The 22,659-nt window shown below is 42.8% G+C and carries 23 protein-coding genes and 2 pseudogenes; 9 read left to right on the plus strand and 16 right to left on the minus strand.

Features of this window, described 5'->3' with window-relative positions; genetic code table 11:
- Window positions 1–30 precede the first annotated feature (30 nt).
- Entirely contained in the window at window positions 31–846 is an 816-nt protein-coding gene (locus UQ64_RS19220) for a hypothetical protein (protein WP_060625137.1), read from the plus strand.
- Window positions 847–946: 100 nt separating this feature from the next.
- Here the strand turns inward: UQ64_RS19220 and UQ64_RS19225 are convergent, their stop codons facing one another.
- The 12 genes and pseudogenes from UQ64_RS19225 to UQ64_RS32715 all read right to left on the minus strand — a co-directional run bounded on the left by UQ64_RS19225 (window position 947) and on the right by UQ64_RS32715 (window position 12,511).
- Window positions 947–3,016 carry a class I SAM-dependent methyltransferase gene (locus UQ64_RS19225; RefSeq protein ID WP_060625138.1) on the minus strand — a complete coding sequence of 690 codons (2,070 nt, stop codon included), beginning with the start codon at window positions 3,014–3,016 and terminating at the stop codon, window positions 947–949.
- Between the two features lie 127 nt (window positions 3,017–3,143).
- A complete protein-coding gene (locus UQ64_RS19230; protein WP_060625139.1) occupies window positions 3,144–4,019 on the minus strand; it encodes a radical SAM/SPASM domain-containing protein in 876 nt (291 codons plus the stop codon).
- Between the two features lie 18 nt (window positions 4,020–4,037).
- On the minus strand, window positions 4,038–5,024 hold the full coding sequence (locus tag UQ64_RS19235; protein ID WP_060625140.1) for a Gfo/Idh/MocA family protein: 987 nt from the start codon (window positions 5,022–5,024) through the stop codon (window positions 4,038–4,040).
- Between the two features lie 348 nt (window positions 5,025–5,372).
- Window positions 5,373–6,761: a threonine synthase gene (thrC, locus tag UQ64_RS19240; RefSeq protein ID WP_060625141.1), complete on the minus strand. Its 1,389-nt coding sequence runs from the start codon at window positions 6,759–6,761 to the stop codon at window positions 5,373–5,375.
- A gap of 99 nt (window positions 6,762–6,860) precedes the next feature.
- A complete protein-coding gene (locus UQ64_RS19245) occupies window positions 6,861–7,364 on the minus strand; it encodes a CYTH domain-containing protein (protein WP_060625142.1) in 504 nt (167 codons plus the stop codon).
- Between the two features lie 207 nt (window positions 7,365–7,571).
- Window positions 7,572–8,558 carry a phosphotransferase gene (locus UQ64_RS19250; protein WP_060625143.1) on the minus strand — a complete coding sequence of 329 codons (987 nt, stop codon included), beginning with the start codon at window positions 8,556–8,558 and terminating at the stop codon, window positions 7,572–7,574.
- A gap of 104 nt (window positions 8,559–8,662) precedes the next feature.
- Window positions 8,663–9,211, minus strand: coding sequence for a GNAT family N-acetyltransferase (locus UQ64_RS19255; protein ID WP_060625144.1), 549 nt, complete (start codon window positions 9,209–9,211; stop codon window positions 8,663–8,665).
- Between the two features lie 90 nt (window positions 9,212–9,301).
- Complete coding sequence (locus UQ64_RS19260) at window positions 9,302–10,276, minus strand: phosphotransferase enzyme family protein (RefSeq protein ID WP_060625145.1); 975 nt, start codon at window positions 10,274–10,276, stop codon at window positions 9,302–9,304.
- Between the two features lie 182 nt (window positions 10,277–10,458).
- Complete coding sequence (locus UQ64_RS32700; RefSeq protein ID WP_342447598.1) at window positions 10,459–10,623, minus strand: Beta-galactosidase C-terminal domain; 165 nt, start codon at window positions 10,621–10,623, stop codon at window positions 10,459–10,461.
- Window positions 10,624–10,625: 2 nt separating this feature from the next.
- Complete coding sequence (locus UQ64_RS32705) at window positions 10,626–11,783, minus strand: beta-galactosidase (RefSeq protein ID WP_342447596.1); 1,158 nt, start codon at window positions 11,781–11,783, stop codon at window positions 10,626–10,628.
- A complete protein-coding gene (locus UQ64_RS32710) occupies window positions 11,725–11,856 on the minus strand; it encodes a hypothetical protein (protein WP_342447597.1) in 132 nt (43 codons plus the stop codon). The genes UQ64_RS32705 and UQ64_RS32710 overlap by 59 nt, the downstream gene beginning before the upstream one ends.
- Window positions 11,849–12,511: pseudogene (locus tag UQ64_RS32715) on the minus strand (beta-galactosidase). The gene UQ64_RS32710 and the pseudogene UQ64_RS32715 overlap by 8 nt, the downstream one beginning before the upstream one ends.
- A 169-nt stretch (window positions 12,512–12,680) precedes the next feature.
- Here UQ64_RS32715 and UQ64_RS19270 point away from each other — a divergent pair.
- Entirely contained in the window at window positions 12,681–13,514 is an 834-nt protein-coding gene (locus UQ64_RS19270) for a helix-turn-helix transcriptional regulator (RefSeq protein WP_060625146.1), read from the plus strand.
- A gap of 109 nt (window positions 13,515–13,623) precedes the next feature.
- On the opposite strand, the gene UQ64_RS19275 is transcribed toward UQ64_RS19270, so the two are convergent.
- The 4 genes from UQ64_RS19275 to UQ64_RS19290 form a co-directional block, all read right to left on the minus strand.
- Window positions 13,624–14,607: an alpha/beta fold hydrolase gene (locus tag UQ64_RS19275; RefSeq protein ID WP_425339606.1), complete on the minus strand. Its 984-nt coding sequence runs from the start codon at window positions 14,605–14,607 to the stop codon at window positions 13,624–13,626.
- A 379-nt stretch (window positions 14,608–14,986) separates the two neighbouring features.
- On the minus strand, window positions 14,987–15,754 hold the full coding sequence (locus tag UQ64_RS19280) for a DDE-type integrase/transposase/recombinase (RefSeq protein WP_209445843.1): 768 nt from the start codon (window positions 15,752–15,754) through the stop codon (window positions 14,987–14,989).
- 165 nt (window positions 15,755–15,919) lie between these two features.
- Entirely contained in the window at window positions 15,920–16,240 is a 321-nt protein-coding gene (locus UQ64_RS19285; protein WP_060625147.1) for a helix-turn-helix domain-containing protein, read from the minus strand.
- Between the two features lie 327 nt (window positions 16,241–16,567).
- Window positions 16,568–19,120 carry a beta-mannosidase gene (locus UQ64_RS19290; RefSeq protein ID WP_060625148.1) on the minus strand — a complete coding sequence of 851 codons (2,553 nt, stop codon included), beginning with the start codon at window positions 19,118–19,120 and terminating at the stop codon, window positions 16,568–16,570.
- A gap of 381 nt (window positions 19,121–19,501) precedes the next feature.
- On the opposite strand from UQ64_RS19290, the gene UQ64_RS19295 reads away from it, so the two are divergent.
- The 7 genes and pseudogenes from UQ64_RS19295 (at window position 19,502) to UQ64_RS19310 (ending at window position 22,623) form a co-directional block, all read left to right on the plus strand.
- Window positions 19,502–19,813, plus strand: coding sequence for a hypothetical protein (locus UQ64_RS19295; RefSeq protein ID WP_060625149.1), 312 nt, complete (start codon window positions 19,502–19,504; stop codon window positions 19,811–19,813).
- Window positions 19,795–20,331: pseudogene (locus UQ64_RS19300) on the plus strand (carbohydrate ABC transporter permease); the annotation flags it as partial. The gene UQ64_RS19295 and the pseudogene UQ64_RS19300, both read left to right, overlap by 19 nt.
- Before the next feature lie 72 nt (window positions 20,332–20,403).
- Window positions 20,404–20,982 (plus strand): hypothetical protein, encoded by a 579-nt coding sequence (locus tag UQ64_RS32260; protein WP_245238090.1) that lies wholly within the window; start codon window positions 20,404–20,406, stop codon window positions 20,980–20,982.
- Window positions 20,983–21,029: 47 nt separating this feature from the next.
- Complete coding sequence (locus tag UQ64_RS32265) at window positions 21,030–21,218, plus strand: hypothetical protein (protein WP_245238092.1); 189 nt, start codon at window positions 21,030–21,032, stop codon at window positions 21,216–21,218.
- A gap of 76 nt (window positions 21,219–21,294) precedes the next feature.
- A complete protein-coding gene (locus tag UQ64_RS32270; protein WP_245238094.1) occupies window positions 21,295–21,891 on the plus strand; it encodes a sensor histidine kinase in 597 nt (198 codons plus the stop codon).
- Window positions 21,892–21,897: 6 nt separating this feature from the next.
- Entirely contained in the window at window positions 21,898–22,254 is a 357-nt protein-coding gene (locus tag UQ64_RS32275; protein WP_245238096.1) for a sensor histidine kinase, read from the plus strand.
- Window positions 22,255–22,311: 57 nt separating this feature from the next.
- The gene (locus tag UQ64_RS19310) at window positions 22,312–22,623 is read left to right on the plus strand and encodes a response regulator (protein ID WP_060625150.1); all 312 of its coding nucleotides are present in this window, start codon (window positions 22,312–22,314) and stop codon (window positions 22,621–22,623) included.
- The last annotated feature ends 36 nt before the right edge of the window (window positions 22,624–22,659 follow it).

Consider the following 22,659-nt stretch of genomic DNA (forward strand, 5'->3'; position numbering starts at 1 on the left):
GATCTTATCGTCGCAGGAGGATAATGAACCATGCATATAATGAATATGACCTCATCTATGGGAACGAGGTTTAATGTATCTGTTAGTCACCAAACTAACGATAAAACCATGAAATCAAACAGCAATACTAGTGGTAATGGTAATGGAGACAAATTATCGATAAGCAAATCTGCAAAAGCAGCGTTTCAAAATCAATCCAAAATGGACGGAATGGTTAACTCCCTGCTTAAACAAAAACAAAGTATCATCGACAGTAAAAACAGTCTGATTGAAAGAACTACCAAAAGTTCACATAACCTCGATTCTATTCAAGATCAACTTAAGGAGTTCGACAAGCAGCTCCAAACGATTGACCAACAAATTGCAAAATACACCTTCGAAGAGCAACAAAAGAACTTAGAAAATACTCAAAAAGAAAATCAAACGGATGAACCTAAAACCGAGCAAGAGATACAAAACGAAAGATTGAATACGATTGTTTCTGTAAGCCAAGATGTTACCCAAATGGAGGTAGTTTCTTCTACCCACACTAAGATGCGTGGCGAGGCTAAAGTTCTGACCAAGGAAATAGAGCTGGATGAGGCTCGTTCTACTCATTCCGCAACAGCCAAACGGGAGCAGTTATCCAAAATCGAAGATAAAATATCGGAAATGAACGAAACGTTAGGCGATGCCATGAAAGACACAGGAGATAAAATTAAAGATCAGATCGATAAAGCAGGTTCAACAGAAATTAAACCTTCTGAAGAGAGTACCAATGAGCGGACAGAAAAATTAGCCTCCTATCAAGAAATCCAGCGTTTAGCCGAAGACTCTGATGAGTCGCAGCTAGAAATACTAATCTAACAAAGACAAGATGCTCTATATAGAAAAAGCAATCGGACCTCCTCCATATCAGAGAGTCTGCCGATTGCTTTTTTTATATGCGGATGATGTTATTCTTCGACTATTCCTTCCGAATCACGATAAAGCAGGTGCTGTCTGGCAGCGCCACTTCCTGCCCGTTCTCATCCATGAACCTTACTCTGTCACGCAGTGCTTCGGTATAACCTTCTTGCAGGTAATGCCGGAAGACCTCAATCTTCGCCTGCTTTCCTAAAGTCTGCTCAATAAATGAGGCAAACTCCGTAGGGGTAAAGTAACCAAACTGTTCCTGGACCTCATGAATGTAAGCTTCTTCGCCCCAAGTATACGTATATAAAAATTCCATGGCATCATTAACGCGCATAAGTACTTCTTGTTCCCCGAATCTCTGATACTGAATCTGACGTCCGGCAAAATCCTTCGCATAACGCTCCAGCCATGCCATACCGTCCTCCTCCAAAAAGCGAACTCTCCGCAGCAAAGCAACGGGCTCGGTCATAACCCCATCACGGATAATGATAACCCCGCCAGCTGACAATACATCAAAGGCACTTTGTAGGGCAGCCGAAACGGTGTCATGATTGAACTTTTTACCATTAAGTGGCACATAAGAATATAGCTCATGCAAAATTGAAGAGAAAATTACCGTGTCCACCGTTCCAGCCTCCACGAAATCTTTAAGGTTCAACGCATCTCCCTGAAGCACCTCCCACTGGCGGCCTTCCCGCTGCTTGCGTTGCCGCAAGGCTTCCACTACATTGCTTGATATATCAATGCCGATAGGGGTAACCTCTGGCATACGTTCTTCCAGCAAATCCAGCAGCACACCGCCGCCCGGGCCGATATCCAGCACTTTGTGCCCAGTGACATGATCCAGGATCACAGCCTTATAATCTGCCGTATTATTCATTTGATTTAAGTAAGTATCTTCATTATGAAAACGGTCGAAGGCGTCCCTCCGCAGCTCGAACAGATCGAATAACAGCAGCACTGCACGTTCATATAAAGGTGACTTTTCGGCTTCCATACAGAAATCGATCAGCTTCTCTGCCGCTGCCGAGAATTGAAACTGAAAAAACAGCGTGTCTGGCAGATGCTTCTTAGCATATGGACGAAGCATTAGATGCGGGTTCTCAGCAGGTAAAATCCCTTTTTCGATATCCTCCCATATAAGCTCCGATAAATATTTTTCTATCATTCGCTTCTTATAGACATTGATCTTCTTAACACCCTTGTAGTCATAGTAAATACTGTTCATGACCTGCTCGAAGCTGATCTGGTTTAGCGACTCATTCTGAGCTCTTTGGGCAGCAAGTATCATCACTTTCAGAAATTGCTCCAGTGAGAAGGTCTGCAGTGCAGATTCCACATACCAGAAAGTAATCTTACTTAAGGAGTCTAATCGTTCCGCATGGAAGCCTTCTTGTGTCAGCTTTGCCCATTCCGTAGTGAAATCCTCTCCTCTAGAAATCGGACCTAGCCGCATTCTGCGCAGTCTTTCTTTCATAGGCATTGGACTCGCAAGTTCACCGGATGAAATCAGAGCGATAAGCTGTTTCACTTCATGCTCTACATTCAGCCATAGCTCGGGTGATACAGCTCCGATGATGCAATGATTGAGTACGGTTAGCAAGCGTTCCAGTTCCTCCACGGTCAGCAGCTGCTCTTCCACAAGATCACGAAGCGGCTTGTTTACTTCCGGAGGCACCTCCCCGCGAATTTGCTGTCCTATGAGCCCATGAGTCTCAATTAACCGCTGAATTAACGCGCTTTTCTCGGAGACAGTTCCGCCCAAATGCCTATCATATAACTGTGCGGAACCAATATTATGTACAAAATAATTAATGCCTTCCTCCTGCCAAAGTAACCTCTCCTTCAATGTGCCGCCTTTAGCCGTTTCTGACCAGATTAACGTTTCTTCCACAAGCTCTTTTATCCAGATAGAACGGGGAAGTTGATCCAGAATCCGCAGACTGCGTTCCACATAGTCCAGCACGGGATTCCTGCGATCGAGCTCCTGTAGAGATTCCACACGTTCTAAATTTACAACTTGCTCCTCCGCTTGGACAATAAGCTTTAGCCAAAGGTTATCCTCTAAATGTTCTTGTGCGCCTTCACGGTATAATGCGATGGCTTCCAGTGATTTCAGCATATGCTCCTCCTTCGCTCCAAAGTCGAGACTATAAAGACCTATTATTATATATACACTCACGTTAATTAAAAAACAGAACCAGGACTCATGAAATAGCCATGTCCCAGTTCTGTTTACATTCACTCATTTAAGTTCCGAACCGTTGCCGATATCCACACTTGCGGCACAGCTCTTCTACCGCCTCTCTACGAGAGAACCCATAAAATAAATTGTTCGCTCGCTCGCCCTCTACGATTTCTGAGAACGGAGTCTCATGAATGTTTCCAAGGTTGATTACCCCTTCACCATCCAGACAGCACGGCACAACGGTGCCATCCACGAGGATTGCCGCTTGGCTGCGCAGCGCATGACAGAACCCTTTTCCGTCATCTTCCGGCTCGTTCAGTGCAGGCCAACGGAACTCATGGTCCTGATTGAGATACATGCGTGGGGCAATCTTAACGCCGCTGCCAGGCACAACCTTTTCTTCGATCTTAAAATCAAGGTTAAAGGCTTCCTCCAGCACAGCAAGCGTCTCACGGTTACGATTCTTCTCCAGATTAGTCAGATTATCCTCCGTCAAATTCCACAGCCGGAAGGAAATAATCACTCCTTGAGCAGAGGCTTCCCGTACAAAAGAAATAATCTCCGACAAATACCCTTCGCGGTTCTCAGATCCCTCATGCCCATCAAAGCTGTGCAGAGAGAAGTTCATCTGACGTAGTGCAGGTTTGCCAAGAATCTTAGGCCCTGCCTTATGAATTAACGTGCCGTTGGTTGTAATATTGACCTTGAACCCTTTCGCATATGCGGCATCCAGCAGCTCGCCAATTTTGGGATGCAGCAGCGGCTCACCTTTAACGTGAAGGTAAATATGATTACTATGTGGCTTAATTTCATCTAATATCGTATTAAAAGTATCAAGCTTCATAAAGTTTTTCGTTCGGGCGGTTGGTGGACAAAAGCTGCAGGCCAGGTTGCAGACGCTTGTTATCTCAATGTATACCTTTTTAAAAGTCTTCAAGTTCTGCTCCCCTTCTATTTATAGATCTGCGGCATAACGGAGGCCAATCTGTGCTCTGGCTTCCTCCATAACCTCTGCTACCGCCAAAGAATTTGCATGCGTATTAATTCTGCTTTCACGTTCACCGTTCTTAATCAAGTTAATAAATTCCTCAACCTCATAATACATAGACTCGAACACCTGAGGCTGCGTAAGCTCCTCGACGGTTCCGTCACGATACTGAATCTTCACTTGGTAAGGTTGGTTGATCTTATCGATCACCATTGTACCACTTTCCCCTTGAATCTCAGCTGGCAAATAGGAATCAGCGATCTTGGAATGCATCACCACTGCGTCCATATCATCATATTGCATAACAATACTTCCTTCGCCATCCACTCCAGAAGAAAGCATTAGACCCACAGCCTTTACAGACTTCGGTTTCCCGAACAACACTACCATAGGATACAAGCAGTAAACACCAAGATCCATCAACGAGCCATTAGAGAAGGCTGGATTAAAAGCATTTAATACCGTTCCCTGCCGATAGGCATCATATCTCGATGAGTATTGACAATAGCTCGCGAAATAACGGCGAACTTGGCCGATTTTATACAAATTGTCTCTGATCACTCCGAAATTCGGCATGAATGTCGATTTCATTGCTTCTACGAACAACACATCATTGCTCTGCGCGGCTTCAATCATTGCTCTAAGCTCCGCACTGTTTGAGGCAGCCGGCTTCTCACAGAGCACATGCTTGCCATGATTTAAGCACATAATCGCCTGCTCAGCATGCATGGAGTTCGGGCTTGCAATGTATATGGCATCGACATCTTTACTGGAGACCATATCTTCCAAATTCGTATAAATTGTAGCTCCAGCATATTTTGCAGCAAAGGCCTGACCTTTCTCCATTGTACGAGAGTACACGGCTGTCAGGATAAACTCCTCATTCTCCAAGCCGGCTTGCACGAAGCGGTCTGTAATAAAGTTTGTTCCAATGACCCCGAAACGAATTGTCATGATAATCCCGTCCTTTTTAGTTCTTACTAAAACTCTATATGCTATTTTCTCACTCTCAGGGTGGTCATGTCTACTTTTCAAGACAAATTTCCGACAAATTCCGATAGATCCACCTTGTGAAAAAAAGCACCACTCTATTATCTTTTGTCGATATCAAGCTATTCATAGTAAACAGCGATATTATTTGTCGAAAGGTGCAGTAAAACATCCCCACAAAGTGGGGCTTTGCTTCGATGCATAATCAGGTACTTTGCGGGGGCCCCAAATATATACTTTCTGAAATGTTAAAAAAAGCTCCTATTCTTAACTTAAGAACAGGAACCCGATGAGCCCATATTGAGTTACAACTTATTTATAAAAAGCCTGCAATTGACGCACAATTTCATCCTTGTCATGATCCACTACGGTTTGGTGTTGTGGCATCTCGAACAACGCTTTAATTTGTGCCGGGAATTCCTGTTTAATATCGATCAGAGTTATCGCCTCATCAAACTTAGCTGGATGTGCGGTCGCAAAGGTAATCCCAATCTCATCCGAGCCATTAAAAGCTTCGTAAGCTGCGATTCCACATGCAGTATGCGGATCAAGCAGGTAACTATATTCTTTTTGATACTTAGCAATTGTATTCAAGCATTGGTCATTCTTCACGCCAAGCGCTGCAAAATCCTTCTGCACCTGCTGAAGCGCCTCGCCTTCAACCGTAATCTTACCCTCCGTCTGGAGCTTGGACATATACGCAGACAGCTTCTCAGAATCTTCGCCTACCAAATAATACAGATACCGTTCAAAATTGCTAGCCACTTGGATATCCATTGAAGGACTGTATGTGCTTGTGAAGCTGCCCGGTTTGTATTCACCAGTGTTCACGAAACGCTCCAAGATATTATTTTCATTCGTAGCAATAATCAGTTTGTTAATTGGTAATCCCATTTGCTTAGCCAAATATCCGGAGAAAATATTACCGAAGTTGCCGGAAGGCACGCTGATGTTAATCTTCTTCTCGCTGCTGCCATCGACATGCAAATATGCATAGAAATAATAGACGGTCTGCGCCAGAATACGCACAAAGTTAATGGAGTTGATTGCACGCAGATGATAGCGACCCTTAAAGTCCAGATCCGCGAACAGATCCTTAATCACCTTCTGGCAGTCATCAAAGTTACCATGAACAGATAGGTTCAGTACATTGCTGTCATCAACCGTAGTCATCTGCAGCTCCTGCACTTTACTTACCTTACCATGGGGATGAAGAATACAGATCTTGATTCCTTCTTTACCACGAACGCCCTGAATCGCAGCCGCCCCAGTATCCCCCGAGGTTGCTCCCAGGATGTGGATGATCTTGTTCTGTTTTTTTGAAATATAAGAGTACAGCTCACCCATAAACTGCAGTGCTACATCTTTGAAGGCAAAAGTAGGACCATGGAACAATTCCAATACATATAAGGAATCATTCACTTGGTGAATAGGCGTTACTTCCGGCGTGCGGAAATTGCCATAACTAGTGTTGACCATTTCCTGAAAATCTTCTAAAGGAATCTCATCATTAGTGTAATAGGCGAAAATCTTCAGGAACAATTCCTGGTAGCTAAGACTTCTCCACTCTTCTAAAGTAGCTGCTGAAACGACAGGAATCTCCGAAGGGACCATCAATCCGCCGTCATCGGCAAGCCCCATCAACACTGTATCGATAAAGCCTTTAGGTTCCACATTGCCTCTTGTGCTTATATACTTCATGCTCATCCTCCTGAACCCCTCTATATAATATATATATACATTTCACTTTATAGCTGCTTGTTTTCCCTATATACTACCACGTTTACGCGCTAAAGTCCGTTAATTCTTTGTCTTATTTTGTAGCTCTTTCCAGACGGTTTTGTTGCTGTACTGCCGTTCTGTGCTGACATCTTTACCGAACCATTCCGGCGCCTTGAAGCTTTCCGCTTCCTCCAGAGATTCAAATTCAACCTCCAGAACGGACAATTTCAGCTGAGAATAGACGTCGATCTCAACCGTTGTGTCATTCCACACCGCCGTAATCCGCTCTTTGACCAAGGCTACCGCATTCACTGCCTCGATCATCTGATTATACAAACCCTCTGAGATAAAATATTCGATTTCTTCACGCTTGATCCCTTTGCCATCCTTAAACGTATGTGTATACGTTACCTCACCTGAGTCCAGATCTGTAATCTTACGCACACGCAGCTCTTGCCCGCCGTCTATCGCCAGATACGTCTGATCGATATTATGCCGTGTCACAATCTTCAATTTGCCTTCTTGAATAAGCCGCTCCGGAAATTCCGGCAGCAGAAACTTGCGTTCGATCTCCAAAGCCATGATGTCTCGCTCCTCTTCGTGCCATTTATTTTATATTAATAATCATCATAGGGGTGAGACAAACCCAAGTCAATGTGGATTATGGGGAAATAGGTCATGCTCTACCGAATTACCTCAATAAAAGAAACAGCGGCAGTCATGGACGTGGAAAACAAAGCCCTAGACTGTCGCTGTTTAGTTTAACGAAAAGCGGTTACTTTGCGTTGTCTAAAGATTTCCTAACAAAGCGGACAACTTTTTTTGATTTTCTGCAAGCCAAATCATTTCCTTCGCAAAGCGAGCCGGCGGTACACTATGTTGATCCATGTTAGCATTTATCCACCATGTGCTTTCCATATACCACAACAACTGTAATGAATGTGTTAAATAGCCCTCTACCACGTTACGTTCCTCACTGTAACCATCCATAAACGCCGAAGCCAGGGAGACATCTAAATTATCATCTAAGGCACATGACATCACAGCACGAGCTACATCAAGCTGCGGATAGTCATATTTTAGTCGATCAAAATCTAGAATTGCAGTTAATCCGTTATCATTAAATAAAAGATTATCTACCCAAAGGTCACGATGTGCCCAGCCTGTTTGAAGTAATTCGAGTAGTTCTATATTCATTTCTTCTGTAGCTTTAAATTGAGTTTCTATATCGGCAAGCAGCTGAGGTTTACCAAGTCCCTTAGTCTTTTCCCAAACGGAGTTCCAATGTGCTAAACGCTCCTCACGACTTGGAGGAATAAATTGCGGGCTATTTTTACTGACAAGTGTCCCGTCATTTAGCAATCGATGCATTTTTCCTGTTGCTCGACCTAAATCGTATATTTGATGGACATTGGTTTTACCTGGTGAAATTAGTTTTCCCTGACAATATTCCATCACCAGGAAGCGTTCTCCATTATCAGATTCAATCAAAATACCTTCATTCTGTGATAACACTTTGGGGCACGCTAGACCTTGGTCATACAATCTAATCTGTTGAGAGAGTGCTAACAATATCTCCTCTGGGTTATATAATTTATATCTTTCTTTGTTGTATTGTTTAAGTAACAATTCCCCTGCATCCGTCGTAACTTTCCACTTTAAGTTTAACCAGCCTCGTTTTATTGAAGTAGTTTCAATTACATTCAAACCAAACAAACGATGAAATGTCTTAATTAGGTCATCTAAGATCATTTCCTCTGTTAATATTGTCTCCATTTGGTCAACTCCTATATTTATAGTGTTTAAGTTTTTATTCCTTATGGAGACCTATATAACCTCTTGGATAAATCTAAGTTTTTGCGTTAAACTGGCTTAAATAATCAATCTGTTATTAATTTCGAATACATATTGATATCTATAAACTTTCCGTCTACTCTTTCATACCTTCTTAAGGTTCCCTCAAACATAAAGTTCAGCTTTTGTAAGACTTTTACTGAATTCACGTTTTCGGGTTCTACTTTTGCTTCGATTCGATTCAGCTTCAAGGATAAGAATGCGTAATCTAACAAAGTACTTATAGCTTCTGAAGCGTATCCTCTTCCCCAAAATTCTCTAGCAATGTCATATCCAATCTCCGCTTTTTTATTTTCAAAGTCTAAGAAATTAAAGCCACAAGAACCTATGATTTCATTGGATTCCATTTCAATTATGGAGAAACGAATTGCTTTGTTATCAAGAGAAAATTCATCAAGAAGTTTTATCATATCTTTTGCCTGACTTTCATCAGTAAAACAATCAATATTCATGAATTCGGTAACCTCTGGATCAGACCAAATTTTAAACAGACTTGGCGAATCCGATACCTTCATTTTTCTTAAATGTAATCGTTCTGTGTGTAACTCTGTAGTTAACATTATTTTTACCTCCATTAAATTTTAATAGTTGGCTTAAAAATAATGATCTCTGCGCATAGTTCAGTCCCTTCATTCATCATTCACTATTAGAATATCACACCATCTCTAAAACGAGTAATATACCTCTTTCCCCTCAAGAAAATCTCGACATAGCGTGCTACATATTTTGGAGGCATGCTCTTGAATCCAGCCGTTCCTCTCAGGGTCATGAATAAAAAATACGTAACTAATAAAAATATCCATAAATATTTGTCCTTCAATGTACCGAATCTCATCAAGTGAAAAGCTTGATTTAGAAGCATAACCATCCAATAGCGTTTTACGGAGCTCACTTTTCAGCATGGAAGATGCAGAGCCCAAATCAAACAGGTAGTAACCATAACCAAATAAACAATAATCTATTAAGATCGGGTTTTGTTCTGACACAACGACATTCCCCAGTTGAAAATCAGCATGAATGAATCCCCATGAGTTATCCTTGGCGTCCAGTTCTGCTAACTGTTCTTTTACTACGAATAGAACGCTACTAATAACATCGTAATCCTCCTGATTCAGGACTCCGTTGTTTGTACCCTGTCGAAGTTCTTTTAACGTTTCATCAATCTTTTGGACGTCGTAGACAGGTCTATGTAACTCCAAGGGCATTAGCGTTCGTGAAAATTTATGTAAATTGGCAAGATTCTCGCCTAATCTATAAACAATCTGATCAATATTATCTTCATCTTGGGTAAGCGTCGAACCTTCGATCCACTCTAGAAGAGTTGCCAAACTGGTACCAAATTGCTCCGAACTATATTCAGTAACCAGTTCACCCTTTTCATTTACAACAGGTCTTTGTACTTTCAGTATGTTCTTTTGATCGATTTCTCGCAGAAAAAACATTTCTGACTGTAATCCATCTCGAGTATGTTGTAAGCCTGAGAACCCTTCCGATATTGGTTTATGTATACGTAACAAATAATTCTTGTTATCCGTTTTGTCGGTCACTTTAAATGTTATATTCTCATTATGCCTAATGAATTCAATGATTGGATCGATGAACGAATACTGCAACAATACTTTCTCAGCTTCAATGATCACAATACTTTCCTCCTTCAAATCTATAATATTCTTTATATTTTACCTGTTGCTCGTTGTATTTTGTTGGAATAAATAACTATATTTAAAAAATATCCTCTTAAATAGCTCCTATAAAAAATAGAGTTACATATTAGATCTCTAATACGTAACTCTATTTATTTTATTAGCTTTTATTCATAACGTTAATGTAATACCAATACACCAAAGCCTTCCAGAGTAACCTCACCCGATAACGTTGTTCCGTTCAGTAAATCCGTTTTAGTCTCATGTAGATGTATAGAGACAGGCGTTTCACTATAGTTAAGTAAAAAAGTATAGCTGGACGAAGCTCCGCTACGAATCTGCAGCTCTACTTCGCTGGAAGCTCAAGCCACTCTACTGGTGACTTGAGACCGATTTGATCTATGATTACGGACGCTGCTTGTTCATTAAAGACTGCTCCGTGATACCAAACTTCGCCTTTGCCGCGACGATTTCTCGTAACGGCTGGTTTTCCCGCATAATAGTCCGAGGCATAGACCGCCAAGACTTCGGCTGAATCATCCTCAATTCGGAGAATATCATTAAAATCATCTGCCCCCGTAATCACTTCGGCCTCACCCGACCAGCTAATCGTTGTTGGCTTACGACTGCCCTTAACCATGGTGAATTCTTCGACTGTGATCCCGCATAGATCCCTAGCAGCACCTGAAAATGGACGCATATAGCATTGACCACGCTCATCCTTATAGCCGGTTCTGCATCCGAAGATCAGTTTTCCGCCTTGCTGAACATATGCGTCTAGTAGCACCGCTGTCTCATCTACCATAATCGCCGGATGAGGATAGATAAGAACGTCGTATCGTACAAGTTCTTCCAGCGTTGTCTTTTTGCGTAAATAGAGTACGTCATTCGGGATATGCTTCCGCTGGAGTGCCTTGTACCACTCCTTATTACTCTTCCACATAAATGGACCATGCCACACATCGTACTCTCCAGCCCACTCATTATCATAATCACGGACAATAGCAACATTAGCCTGATTACGAGTGCCGATAAGTGCTTGACCTGCCGCCGCTAGCTCTTGACCGATCTGTCCCGCTTCCCTTACTCTTCGGTTCGGCTGGTTATGGTAGTCGTTAATGCCATGCCAATAAATTTCATTGCCCATCGTGGCTGTCCGCCAGCGGAAATAGAGCACCATATCAGCGCCATGTGCGATCGATTGATAGGTCCATAACCGCATCTGTCCCGGCTTCGGAGAAGGCATATCCATCCGGTTCACCCAGCCGCCTGGTCCCGACTGCTGCTCCATGATACAGAAATTCGGGGTAATGGAACGGACAACAGATAATGAAAGTCCCCAGCCTCTGTCATTCAGCGGATTGCGCTCGTTCGGATCATAAAAAATAGTTGAAAACTGAGGATAGGAATCATAGCTGAAGAAATCTAGCAGTTCATCCGTCAATTCATGGTTGTCGAGATGGCCAAACAGACCATTCGTTGTTACCCATTTGATCGGGTGCAAGATTACGGATGATGTCCGCTTGGTTTTTGGCAAAAGAAATCGTATTGTCCGATATAAACCGTTTTTCATCCAAGGCTTGATGGGGATTGGGCTGCTTGAAGTGATGGGGTCGGACGCGGAAGATACACCTGAGACCAATCGCTATAACTTTGATTCCAAAAGACAGCCCCCCAAGCCTCGTTTAGCTGCTCAAGCGTGACATATTTCTGCTGCAGCCATTCCCGGAAAGCCTTATGATCACTCTCTGAATAAAATTCACTAATCTCGCAGTTTAGCTCATTATCAATTTACCAGCCGACTACACCTGGATAATTGACATAATGTTCAGCCAACTGTTCTGTAATCCGTGCACACAGCTCACGGTATTTGGGGCTACTGTAATTATAATGACGGCGCATGCCATGCTGAAGGGTAACACCTTCATACGTCACATTCAATACTTCTGGATACTTATGGGTCAGCCAAGCTGGAGGCGTTGCCGTCGGCGTACCAAGCACAACCTGAAGACCCTGTTTATGAGCTAAATCAATCGCACGATCAAAGAGCCCGAACTGAAATTCGCCCTCAGCGGGTTCAAAAATAGACCAAGCAAACTCCCCCATCCGAATGATCATGAAGCCCAGTTCTCGCATCCGGCGATAATCATCCTCCCACAGGCTTTCCGGCCAGTGTTCCGGATAATAACAGACGCCAAGTTCAAATTTTTCTGTTGCGATAGGTCTCTTCATGATTACCTCCAAAGTATTAAAAATATGCTTTCAGTAGTTTATAATTCTATTGTAGTATCAGTGTTAATAAGGCTTATATAACAAAATATTGTGATCATATAACTATCTTGCGTTAATTACCTTATCCAACTAGCGCTCTGTAGCGCGATAGAAATGGGTGCTATATAACATGAAGAAACAATGGTATTTGCCGACACCAGCTTTTTCAAAATATGTCTGCTATCCTGAATTTTTGGGACATTACAGTCACTTTCCTCAACATACCGAGAGAAGAAGTGAAGGATTTCTGGGAAACTATAACCTGCATTTAATCTTTGATGGGGAGGGTTATGTATTCCATGAGGGCGAACGTATTCCGATGAGCAGAGGACGAGGTTTTCTTTACCCTAAAAGCGCCTATCAGTATTACGGATCAGATCCTGGGAAGCCTTGGGATGTTCGCTGGGTTCATTTTAGTACTGAAATTGTGCTCCCTTTATTAGAAGAAGTGGACCAGTCTCGTGCATACCTGTTCACTTTTGATTTGGAGGCCAAGCTGGACGAGCTGTTCGAGGAAATGTACTTACTGAGCGCTTCCTATGTAACACGTAATGAGCCAAGGCTATCCGCGCTTCTGTATGAGCTTCTAGTAAAATTGCTACAGAATTCCGAACCGCTTCACGGCTCAGTACCGCACGAGGTCAGGCAGTCTATCCCCAGTGCCGCAGATATCATTCATGTCGAATGTGCCCGTCCTTGGTCACTCGAGTCGATGGCAAGACTAACCGGGTATAGCAGCTATCATTTTCTGCGGCTGTTCCGAATGGTTATGGGCAAAACACCAAACCGTTATTTAACAGATTGCCGGCTGACCAGAGCCAAGCTTCTGCTAGTTTCTACTGGACTCTCCATTGCTCAGGTTGCGACTCAGTCCGGTTTTGCCCAGTCCAGCTATTTCATTAAAGTATTCAGAAAGTTTGAAGGCGTATCTCCTGTGAAGTACCGTCAGGCATTCGGATCGTAACTTCTTAAAACACTAATCCAACCTCTTAAATCAACAAAAAAAAAAAGCAAACCAAGAGCTATGCACTTGGCTTGCTTTCTTTGTGAAATATTCCTGTGTTTTGCTGGATTTATTTAACCTCATCCATAAATGCTCTGAAATTTTCTGTAATTTCTTTTGCTTTAGTACGATATAAATAATGGTCTTCTTCAAATGTCACCACTTTTCCATGTACAGAATCTTTCACTTGCTCTTCATGCGCTGGTAACCATCTATCAGCTACTGGATGATTCGCTTGTACAAAGAAAATAAGAGGAAGATTTTTGGGGAACGATAAATTTTCAGCCCCTTTAAAATTAGAAAACATCATTTCAGCTTCATTTAATTGAGTAGGATTATACATGTTTTTGTGATTGATCATTCTCATTTGTCCTTTTGTTTTATCATCAAATGGTAATTCAGCAATGGGGTCAGCACTTAGTTTCATTTGCAATCTGACGAGTCCGGATTTTTTGATTAGATTTATAATTCTTATTTCTGAAGATTCAATCTTCCTTTCTCTTATCGTGGGAACACTGCTATCGAGCCCGACAAATGCACTCACTTCATTTTCATATTTATTTACATAATCTAGTCCGTAAATGCCTGAAATGGAGTGGGCCATTAGAATATAACGGTCGATATTAAGAACCTGTAAAGCTTCATGAATTTCACTAACAATATTCTCTGTGCTGCGCTCCTTTTTGGTCAGATCACTTAATCCATACCCAAAAGGCTCAATCACGACAACTTTGTAAAAAGGTACTAACTCTTCTATTAGTGATTTAAAATCAAGCCCCGGTGCTGATGTCCCATAACCCGGTAATAGCACGACTGTTTCTTCACCTTGTCCTTGAATCAACACATTCATATTTTTTCCATCTACAGGTACTAACTGACCATAGGGTTCTATTTTGCTTTGTTCCGATTTATTGCTGATCAGATTAACTGTATAAACAATGGCGAGAAACAACATGATTGCTATGAGTATTGCGCCTATGGTTTTCAATAAAATGTTTAGTATTCTACTCGTTCTCGTGCCCGCCTTCACACTCATTACCTCTCTTAGTTTCACTCACATCTTCTCCTGTCATCCTCTGTCTATTGGACCACCATAACCGACTGCTACAGTAAGGTTAACCAATGAAGATGTACTCCTCATGTCTTCAATATGAACGGAATATGAATTAACGAAAAAACGATACAGCATCATACTTTCATGAGTCCTCGAATCACTCACACAATGAAAATATAACGTGCTCTAAGTCATCCATATCCATGCCCTCCGCAGGACTAGAGACCAGAGGCCAGAAAAATCCTGCAATAATACAGTTTTTTGTTAAGAAATCCTGATCACTATGTCTAAAAGCTGCGAAAACGGCTAGGCCCCCTTAATCCGGAGTCCTGTCCACCAAAAATACTGCAGACGTAGAATTGCTCGTTCTTTCGAGCAATTACATCGCTCTATGAAATGCTGAAGAATCCTCTAGTGTTTTAACCCACACTGAAAATACGGCAGGAGGTTTCGATTTTAAACTACCGTGCATTTTTCGGTTATTGTAGAAATCCATGTACTGGTCAAGCGATTCATAGGCCTCTTCAAATGTCCTAAAGTCCCTTATACGGAACAGATCGCGTTCCATCAAACTATGGAAAGACTCAATGTAGGCATTCATATTTGGTGTCCTTGGAGGTATGCGCTCATGGATAATATCTAGACTCTCGCACATATCTCCAAATAGTTTACTGGTGAATTGAGGGCCGTTATCCGTACGAATTGTAGGCATCTCTTCACCTGTTGTTATCCGATTCTGAAGGGCGTAACAAAGCGTCTGAGCGGCGTGCTTAGCTTCACAAGCGGGCCCTCTGTACTGCTTAACAACAACGCGATCAAACACATCAATGATGCTGAGCACATAAAAGAAACGCTCCAGCCCACTGACGTATCCGTATTTAATATCCATTTGCCACAGTTGATTAGAGCCTGTAACGATGCGGTTTCTCGGCAGTCTACGCGGATGTGACTGGACTCGCTGGCGTGGTTTTTGAAGAATGCCTAGCTCGTCACATAACCGGTAAGACTTCTTTTTATTTAGTTTCACGTTGTATTTGTCCTGAATACATTTTGCGAGAAGTTTGTAGCCGTAAACATACTCTTCACCTTCAATCAGTTCAAGAAGCCATTGATTTATCCCTTTCGTCGCATATGCGTTCGCCCTCATACGTATAAGAGTATCCGGGCACTGGACGGCCACGTTGGCCTCTTGTAGGGCGTTCAGATGGTGCAACATTCGCTCTTTTTTTGCGGTCATAATAGGTGGATTCCGAAATGCCTAGGATGCGCAGAACCACTGCTACTGGTTCTCCCCGCTTAATAAATGGTTCTGCTACTTCGAGTTTTTCAGATAAGCGGGGGCTTGCTTTTTTAGCAGTTCTCGTAAGATTTCAAGCTCGAGTTCCTTCTCCCCGAGCACCTTAACCGCCTTTTCATACCGCTGTTCGACCTCTTGCAGCCGTTGCAGCTCCTGGAGGTGCTCGTCAGCAAACGGAATCTCTTCAGCAGGGATGAAGTCACGATGATCTCTTATCCAACTACGAATGGTTTCAGGATGGATGTCATACATGCGAGCCAATACCCCCACCTTAATACCAGCCAACGCTTCTTTGACGATGTTAAGCTGCGTTTCTTTATTCAACCTTTTCCCCATACTGGATCACTCCTTTAACTTAAGTTTAGATTATTGGGTGTAAAGACTCCAGTTTAATTAGGGGGCCTAGGAGCTTTTGCAGGATTATACCCTTGACCAGTCCTTGCATCTACATTAAAAAGCCAAGAGCCGGGCTCTTGGCTTGCTTTTTATTGAAAAAATAAAATATCTATTGCCGCATCTTCAATTTAAAGCATCCGCTAATATTATCCTGCTGGACATCTGGCAGTGCCAGTCCTACCTGCATTAGACCGTCACCGCCGAAGGAATAGTCCCTTATCTTCCTGAATTGAAATCCCCATACGAAAGTCCTTCTCTCCTTAAGATTTACAGTAAATCCTCGCTCACAAAATCAACCATCGATTGAACCTTTAGTCCCTTAGGAGCGCCTGGAATCCAGTCCCTCCCATCGTTCCCGCGTTGCGAGAACGCTATTGTCTTGGGCTGCCCTGGGAGAAGATCAAAGTAATTGTCAGAGAATATTCCTTCATCTTCTGAGGTCAGGTATACGCCTCTAGCTAATACATCACTTGTCACAGTGAAGTTTAGACCTCCGCTATCTGGAGTTTCCATTATGTTAATTACTGAACGCTGCAACCGAATTTCTTTTTCCGGGACAAAATAGTGCATCTTACGATCTATCATCTCGCCATCAGCCTGCAAGCTGATCTCAAGCAATACATCGTTAGATCCATGACCTTCTAGCAGTTCCGCCACTGAAGACGAGAATACGATAGCCGCAGAATCGGCTCCCAGATCAACGGGATGTATCCACTCTCGCAGTGTCGAACCGTTAAACTGATACAATTTAAGCACTAACTCAGCGGTCTTTGCTGTTCTTAAATCAGATACGACATGAACGTCAATCCGCTCACGGTCTGTACCGTCAATAGACAGCAGAACATCTTGAAAGCTTGAGCGCACGCTATATTGCAATGCTTTCCAGCGTCCGTTGTAATCCATCCCCGCCCAAGAGGCGACCGGCCAGCAATCATTCATCTGCCAGTATAAAGTGCCCATACAGTAAGGTTTATTTCTTCTGTGACTTTCAATCGCGATTCGAATCGCTTCGGCCTGCAGAATTTGACTCATATACAGAAATGCTTTAAAATCCTTCGGCTGCGGCAGATACATATCCATATATTCCTTGATCAGCAGATTTCCGCGTCCATTCTTCTGATGAGCCAGCATCACCTCTGAGGTAAGCTCCAAATCCTGCTCTTCAGCATAGCTCATTACGGTCTTTAGTTCCGGGAACGACTGGAATCCGTATTCACTCATAAAGCGACCAACCTTGGTATTATAATTCTCAAAAGGCTCAATCCCGTGCCACACGCCCCAGTAATGAACATCCCCATCGCCCACAATCCGCGTCGCATGTTGATTCATATCTCCAGTCAAATTCCGCATCGGTGAAGACGGCCAATAGTCCACACCTGGATGGAACGCGGCTACAGCCTCAGGTAGAATCCGGTGGAATATTTCCTCATAATCAGCCCACATTGTAGCTCTTTGCTCCGCGCTGAGTTTTTCTTTCCAGCCCCAGCCCATATTTTCCTCGAACTGTGACCAGGCTGAATCAATCTCGTTATTGCCACACCATAGGGCGATGCAGGGATGATTGCGCAATCTTTTGACGTTATACCCAGCTTCTTTCTTCACATTCGCAAGGAACGCTTTATCCCCCGGATACATGCTGCAAGCGAACATGAAGTCCTGCCAGACCAGCAGCCCGTATTCATCACAGAGCTTGTAAAATATCTCCTCTTCATAAAAACCGCCACCCCACACTCGCAGCATATTCATGTTTGATTCTGCAGCCGTGGCAATTTCATGCCGATACCGCTCTTCGGTTACTTCTGTGATGAAGCTGTCATTCGGAATATGATTGGCACCTTTGGCGAAGACCGGCACACCATTCAGTACAAAAGAAAATGAAGTCCCCTTGGCATCACGCTCCCGAATCAATTGAATACTACGGAGACCGGTTCTTACACTTTTGCTAACTTCAACTTCCTTACCTTTCACCAAATCCGCTTGAAACGTATATAAATGAGGTTCGCCTAGCCCTCTACACCACCAGAGCTGCGGCTGATCTACCACGATATCCATCTCTATTTGTTGCTTGCCACTCTTTAAGGAAACCGCTTGCATCGACTCTAAACCATCAGCACTCATTCGCAGCATTCCCTGCCATGCCGCAGGAGCATCTACTTCAATAATTGCGGTTAATCGAGCCTCTTCCTTTGTGATCACATTTTGGCGAATATATAGATCTGTGATTTGAACTGAATTACGCCCCTCAAGAGCCGCCTTACGCCATATTCCACTGGTCAAGAAACGAGGACCCCAATCCCAACCATAATGATAAGGAGCTTTGCGGGCGAAAATACTAATCCGCTGTTCATCTAGTCCCCCAAGCTCGGATTGATCATTCGGTGCAGGAAGCGCATACCCCAGCTTCGCTAGCTTAGGTAGATCCTCTTTTACTACAGAACGGAATCTCACTCTTATATGGTTTTCACCAATCCTCAAATGATCTTTAACATCCACTCTCCACGCCAAAAACATATTGTCTGCAGCGAGCACATGTACATTATTCACATACACGTCAGCATAGGTATCAAGACCTTCAAAGATCAGCTCCGTGCAAGTAAGCTCCGACCACTCTTCACCAAGCTGCAAAGTGGTTTGATATTCCCAATCCTTCTTATCAATCCACTGTAGGTTATGTTCATTTGTTCCATAGAAGGGATCTTCAATCTTTCCGTTCTTCAGTAAATCCGTATGGACCGTGCCTGGCACAGTAGCAGGAAGCCACTCCTCATCACCACAGCTTCTAAATTCCCACTTCGCAAGCTTCATCTCTAGATGTTTCATTTTATCCTCCTAAAAGTTTTGTAGAGCATATGCCTCTTTGAGTGACTTCGTACAAAACTCACTCCGGAAGCATTTGCCTAAAAGTTTTGTAGAGCATATGCCTCTTTGAGTGACTTCGTACAAAACTCACTTCGGAAACATGTGTTTAAGTTTTGTAAGCCCATTCATCTTTCAAAATAACATACCTCTTCTAGCATTTCATTGATTTCACTTGATATTCTTTGTATTTTGTTATTCATTCGTTAGGTGTACACTAATTATAATCATTCAAACAAAACAAATAAAGACAATAAATAATAATACAATACATTTCTAAACGCTTTATTTAAAGCTATAATGTTCATGCAAACGCTAACAAAATAATGAAAAGGGGATTAAGTTATGAGAAATAAGTTATTTTCGTTATCTTTTGTTATGATTATGATTTTATCATCAACGCTTGCTGGCTGCGGCTCGAACAATGGCAATAGCACGAATAACGCGGCGCCCGCAACCGATAAACCCGCAGCAACGAATACAGAGAATACAAGTGGTGATTCAACAAGCAACGCAACAGCTGAGCCTGCAGCGGGTACTGATATTACCGGTAAAATCACCTTCTTAACCAACAGAACAGACATGATCGGTAAAGAGTACGACGAATATTTAAAGCGCTTTAATGAGAAATATCCGAACGCTTCTCTTTTAAATTAAAACCTGTTGTCTTCGGTGCCTATCTAATCGCCACTATCATTCCTAGCATCACGACACAAGTAGCCACTTTTGGTATCATCAAAAGCATGGGGCTATATAATACACTCGGCGCTCCTATCGTGCTCTACATCGGAGCAGATGTGATTCAAATTATTCTTTATTTGCAATTTATCCGTAATATTCCTGTGGATCTCGATGAGAATGCGATGGTAGAAGGTGCATCTCTTTTCAAAATCTATCGCTCGATTATATTCCCATTATTAACGCCGGCCACGGCTACTTTAATTATTTTGAAGACAATCAGTATCTATAATGACATGTATATCCCTTATCTATATATGCCAAAGCAAAGCCTAGGTGTGGTTACGACGATCCTGTTGCGTTTTCAGGGGGGCAATTCGGGAGAGTGGAATTTGATCTGTGCGGCTATTCTACTTATCCTGCTTCCAACAATAATTCTATATTTCTTTCTACAACGTTACATCTTTGAAGGCGTAACTAGAGGCGCAGTTAAATAAGTCAGTTCACTTTAAGTGCGAGTTCAGAAAGTCGACTTTTTGAACAACCTCTTTAAGAAAGGAACAACGCAAATGGTATCATACATCCGGCTAGCCTTACGCAAAATGTGGTTGTTCCTTGCTAATCTTCCGATGGAGCGAAAACTGATCGTCGTATTTATCTTTCTGATCTCGCTTCCAATCACATATGTTAGTTATTTGTCCTCCCGCTCCATGTTCAATTCTGTTCTTGTGAATGCAACGGAAGGCGCGAACCAAATGACATCGAATGCCTCTGATACCATTGACCGTTATGTCGCCGATCTAAAAAGATACACAGCGCTACCGCTGTATAACACCGATGTACAATTCTACTTAACTCAGCAAAATACCGACTGGGATAAAAACACTGGCATGGCGATGTTCCTGAGCTACTTGAAGCATACGAAGGAAGAGATCATCGCCGTGTACATGGTGGATCAATACGGTTCTGTTTTTTATGATAGAGTCCCGGGAATCCACGAGTTGTATCCTGAAGAACGACTAGCCGAGTGGAGAACTTTAAGTAAAGAAGCCGGGGCTGCTCCTGTCATTCAAGGCAGACATACAATTCGCGTAAACTCCAACGCCCATAGAGAGGTATTAGTGTACTGCGCACCATTAATTCTGTAAGTACGCTGGACAATATAGGAATTCTCGTATTTGATGTAGACATCAACTTGTTTAAGGGGATCATCGATCCCGTAAATGCGGTTACGCAAGGCAACACGATAATTGTAGATAATAACGGAAAACTGATCTATGCCGGTGAAGACTCCGCAGACTCGATGCAAGCTAACGAGGAGCAAAATCAGAACACGCAGCTTTTGCTGCAGCATGTGAATCGCAACAGGATCATTTTCAAATAGAAATGAATGGTCAGTCTTATCTTGCAGTGTATACCGTCTCGAAACAGACAGGTTGGACGACTGTGGTTACAATCCTTTGGCCCGTATCCTGATACCTGTACAGAAGAATCGCAATGCTCTTATATTGACTACACTGATCATTATTGCTTTTGCACTTTGTGTTGCGACGTTTATCTCACATGCGTTAACCAAACCTCTTAAATCTTTGGTTCGTCTAATGAAACGGGTACAGCACGGTAATCTAGATGTCTGGCAGCACTCCAAATATAATGATGAGATTGGAATGCTCGGCAGTCATTTTAATCGAATGATCATAAGGGTCAAGGATCTCCTACAGGAAGTATCCCTTACCGAGAAGCGTAAGCAAAAGGCTGATATGAGGGCACTTCAGAATCAGATCAATCCCCATTTTATTTATAATACGCTGGAGTCTATCCGTATGCTGGCAGAGAGCAATGATGACCTCCGTGTAGCGAAGCTCACCTATTTGCTTGGACTTCAGATGCGTTACAGCATTGTCCGAAGCGAAGAAGCCGTTACGATCAGACAAGAGCTGGATCATGTACGGAATTATTATCATCTGCTACAAATCCGGTTCCCAGATAAGTTCAGTTTACACATTGATGTGCCAGAGAAATTTCTGCATCTTCCTGTAATCAAGCTTGTCTTTTAACCGATTGTGGAGAACGCATTCTTTCACGGCTTAGATCAAAAAGTAGGGCTCGGCACCTTAAGCATCACCGCATGGAGTGAGCATGGAAATGTCGTATTCTGTGTAGAAGATGATGGCATCGGTATGGATGAAGCTACCCTTCGATCCTTAAATAATAGTCTGCATAATGGGACTGAAAGTGAAATGTTCGGTATTGGTCTACGAAATGTGAATGAGAGAATCCGCCTGCATTACGGCAGCTCATTTGGGCTCCTTGTGGAGAGTACACTCGGAATGGGTACTCGTGTTACGCTGCGCATTGAGGACATTACCTTCACTACTCATAGTGAAGATGGCATGGATTACGGAGAGGAGATGCTCTGATTGCTGCGTATTGCAATTGTTGACGATGAAATCCTGATCCGCTAAGGTCTAGCCCGAATGATCAGCAAAGAAAGTACTGAATTTCTGGTCATCGGCACCTACTCTGATGGGAAACATCTACTTGACGAGTTACCTTCACTTCAACTTGATGTTGTGATTACTGATATTCGTATGCCGCAAATCAATGGTTTGGAATTAATTAAACAGTTAAAAGCCAGTCACCCACAAATCCGCTCCATTCTGATGAGTGGATTTGTTGAATTTAATTATGCCAGAGAAGCCATACGCAGCTCTGCCGTAGACTACTTATTAAAGCCAATCGATAAGGAACAACTATTCGAGCTGCTTTATCAATTGGAGGAAGAGTAAAAGTTCTCTCGTGACAAGGAGGTACGTCACCGTTCT

The organism is Paenibacillus etheri, assembly GCF_001012825.1.
Lineage (GTDB): Bacteria > Bacillota > Bacilli > Paenibacillales > Paenibacillaceae > Paenibacillus_AQ > Paenibacillus_AQ etheri.

Excerpts from the sequence above, each read along its gene's own strand:
- UQ64_RS19220 (WP_060625137.1), top strand. The coding sequence starts at position 31 with ATGCATATAATGAATATGACCTCATCTATGGGAACGAGGTTTAATGTA.
- UQ64_RS19225 (WP_060625138.1), bottom strand. The coding sequence starts at position 3,016 with ATGCTGAAATCACTGGAAGCCATCGCATTATACCGTGAAGGCGCACAA.
- UQ64_RS19235 (WP_060625140.1), bottom strand. The coding sequence starts at position 5,024 with ATGACAATTCGTTTCGGGGTCATTGGAACAAACTTTATTACAGACCGC.
- thrC (WP_060625141.1), bottom strand. The coding sequence starts at position 6,761 with ATGAAGTATATAAGCACAAGAGGCAATGTGGAACCTAAAGGCTTTATC.
- UQ64_RS19245 (WP_060625142.1), bottom strand. The coding sequence starts at position 7,364 with ATGGCTTTGGAGATCGAACGCAAGTTTCTGCTGCCGGAATTTCCGGAG.
- UQ64_RS19250 (WP_060625143.1), bottom strand. The coding sequence starts at position 8,558 with ATGGAGACAATATTAACAGAGGAAATGATCTTAGATGACCTAATTAAG.
- UQ64_RS19255 (WP_060625144.1), bottom strand. The coding sequence starts at position 9,211 with ATGGAGGTAAAAATAATGTTAACTACAGAGTTACACACAGAACGATTA.
- UQ64_RS19270 (WP_060625146.1), top strand. The coding sequence starts at position 12,681 with ATGAAGAAACAATGGTATTTGCCGACACCAGCTTTTTCAAAATATGTC.
- UQ64_RS19280 (WP_209445843.1), bottom strand. The coding sequence starts at position 15,754 with ATGAGGGCGAACGCATATGCGACGAAAGGGATAAATCAATGGCTTCTT.
- UQ64_RS19285 (WP_060625147.1), bottom strand. The coding sequence starts at position 16,240 with ATGGGGAAAAGGTTGAATAAAGAAACGCAGCTTAACATCGTCAAAGAA.
- UQ64_RS19290 (WP_060625148.1), bottom strand. The coding sequence starts at position 19,120 with ATGAAACATCTAGAGATGAAGCTTGCGAAGTGGGAATTTAGAAGCTGT.
- UQ64_RS19295 (WP_060625149.1), top strand. The coding sequence starts at position 19,502 with ATGAGAAATAAGTTATTTTCGTTATCTTTTGTTATGATTATGATTTTA.
- UQ64_RS32260 (WP_245238090.1), top strand. The coding sequence starts at position 20,404 with ATGGTATCATACATCCGGCTAGCCTTACGCAAAATGTGGTTGTTCCTT.
- UQ64_RS19310 (WP_060625150.1), top strand. The coding sequence starts at position 22,312 with ATGATCAGCAAAGAAAGTACTGAATTTCTGGTCATCGGCACCTACTCT.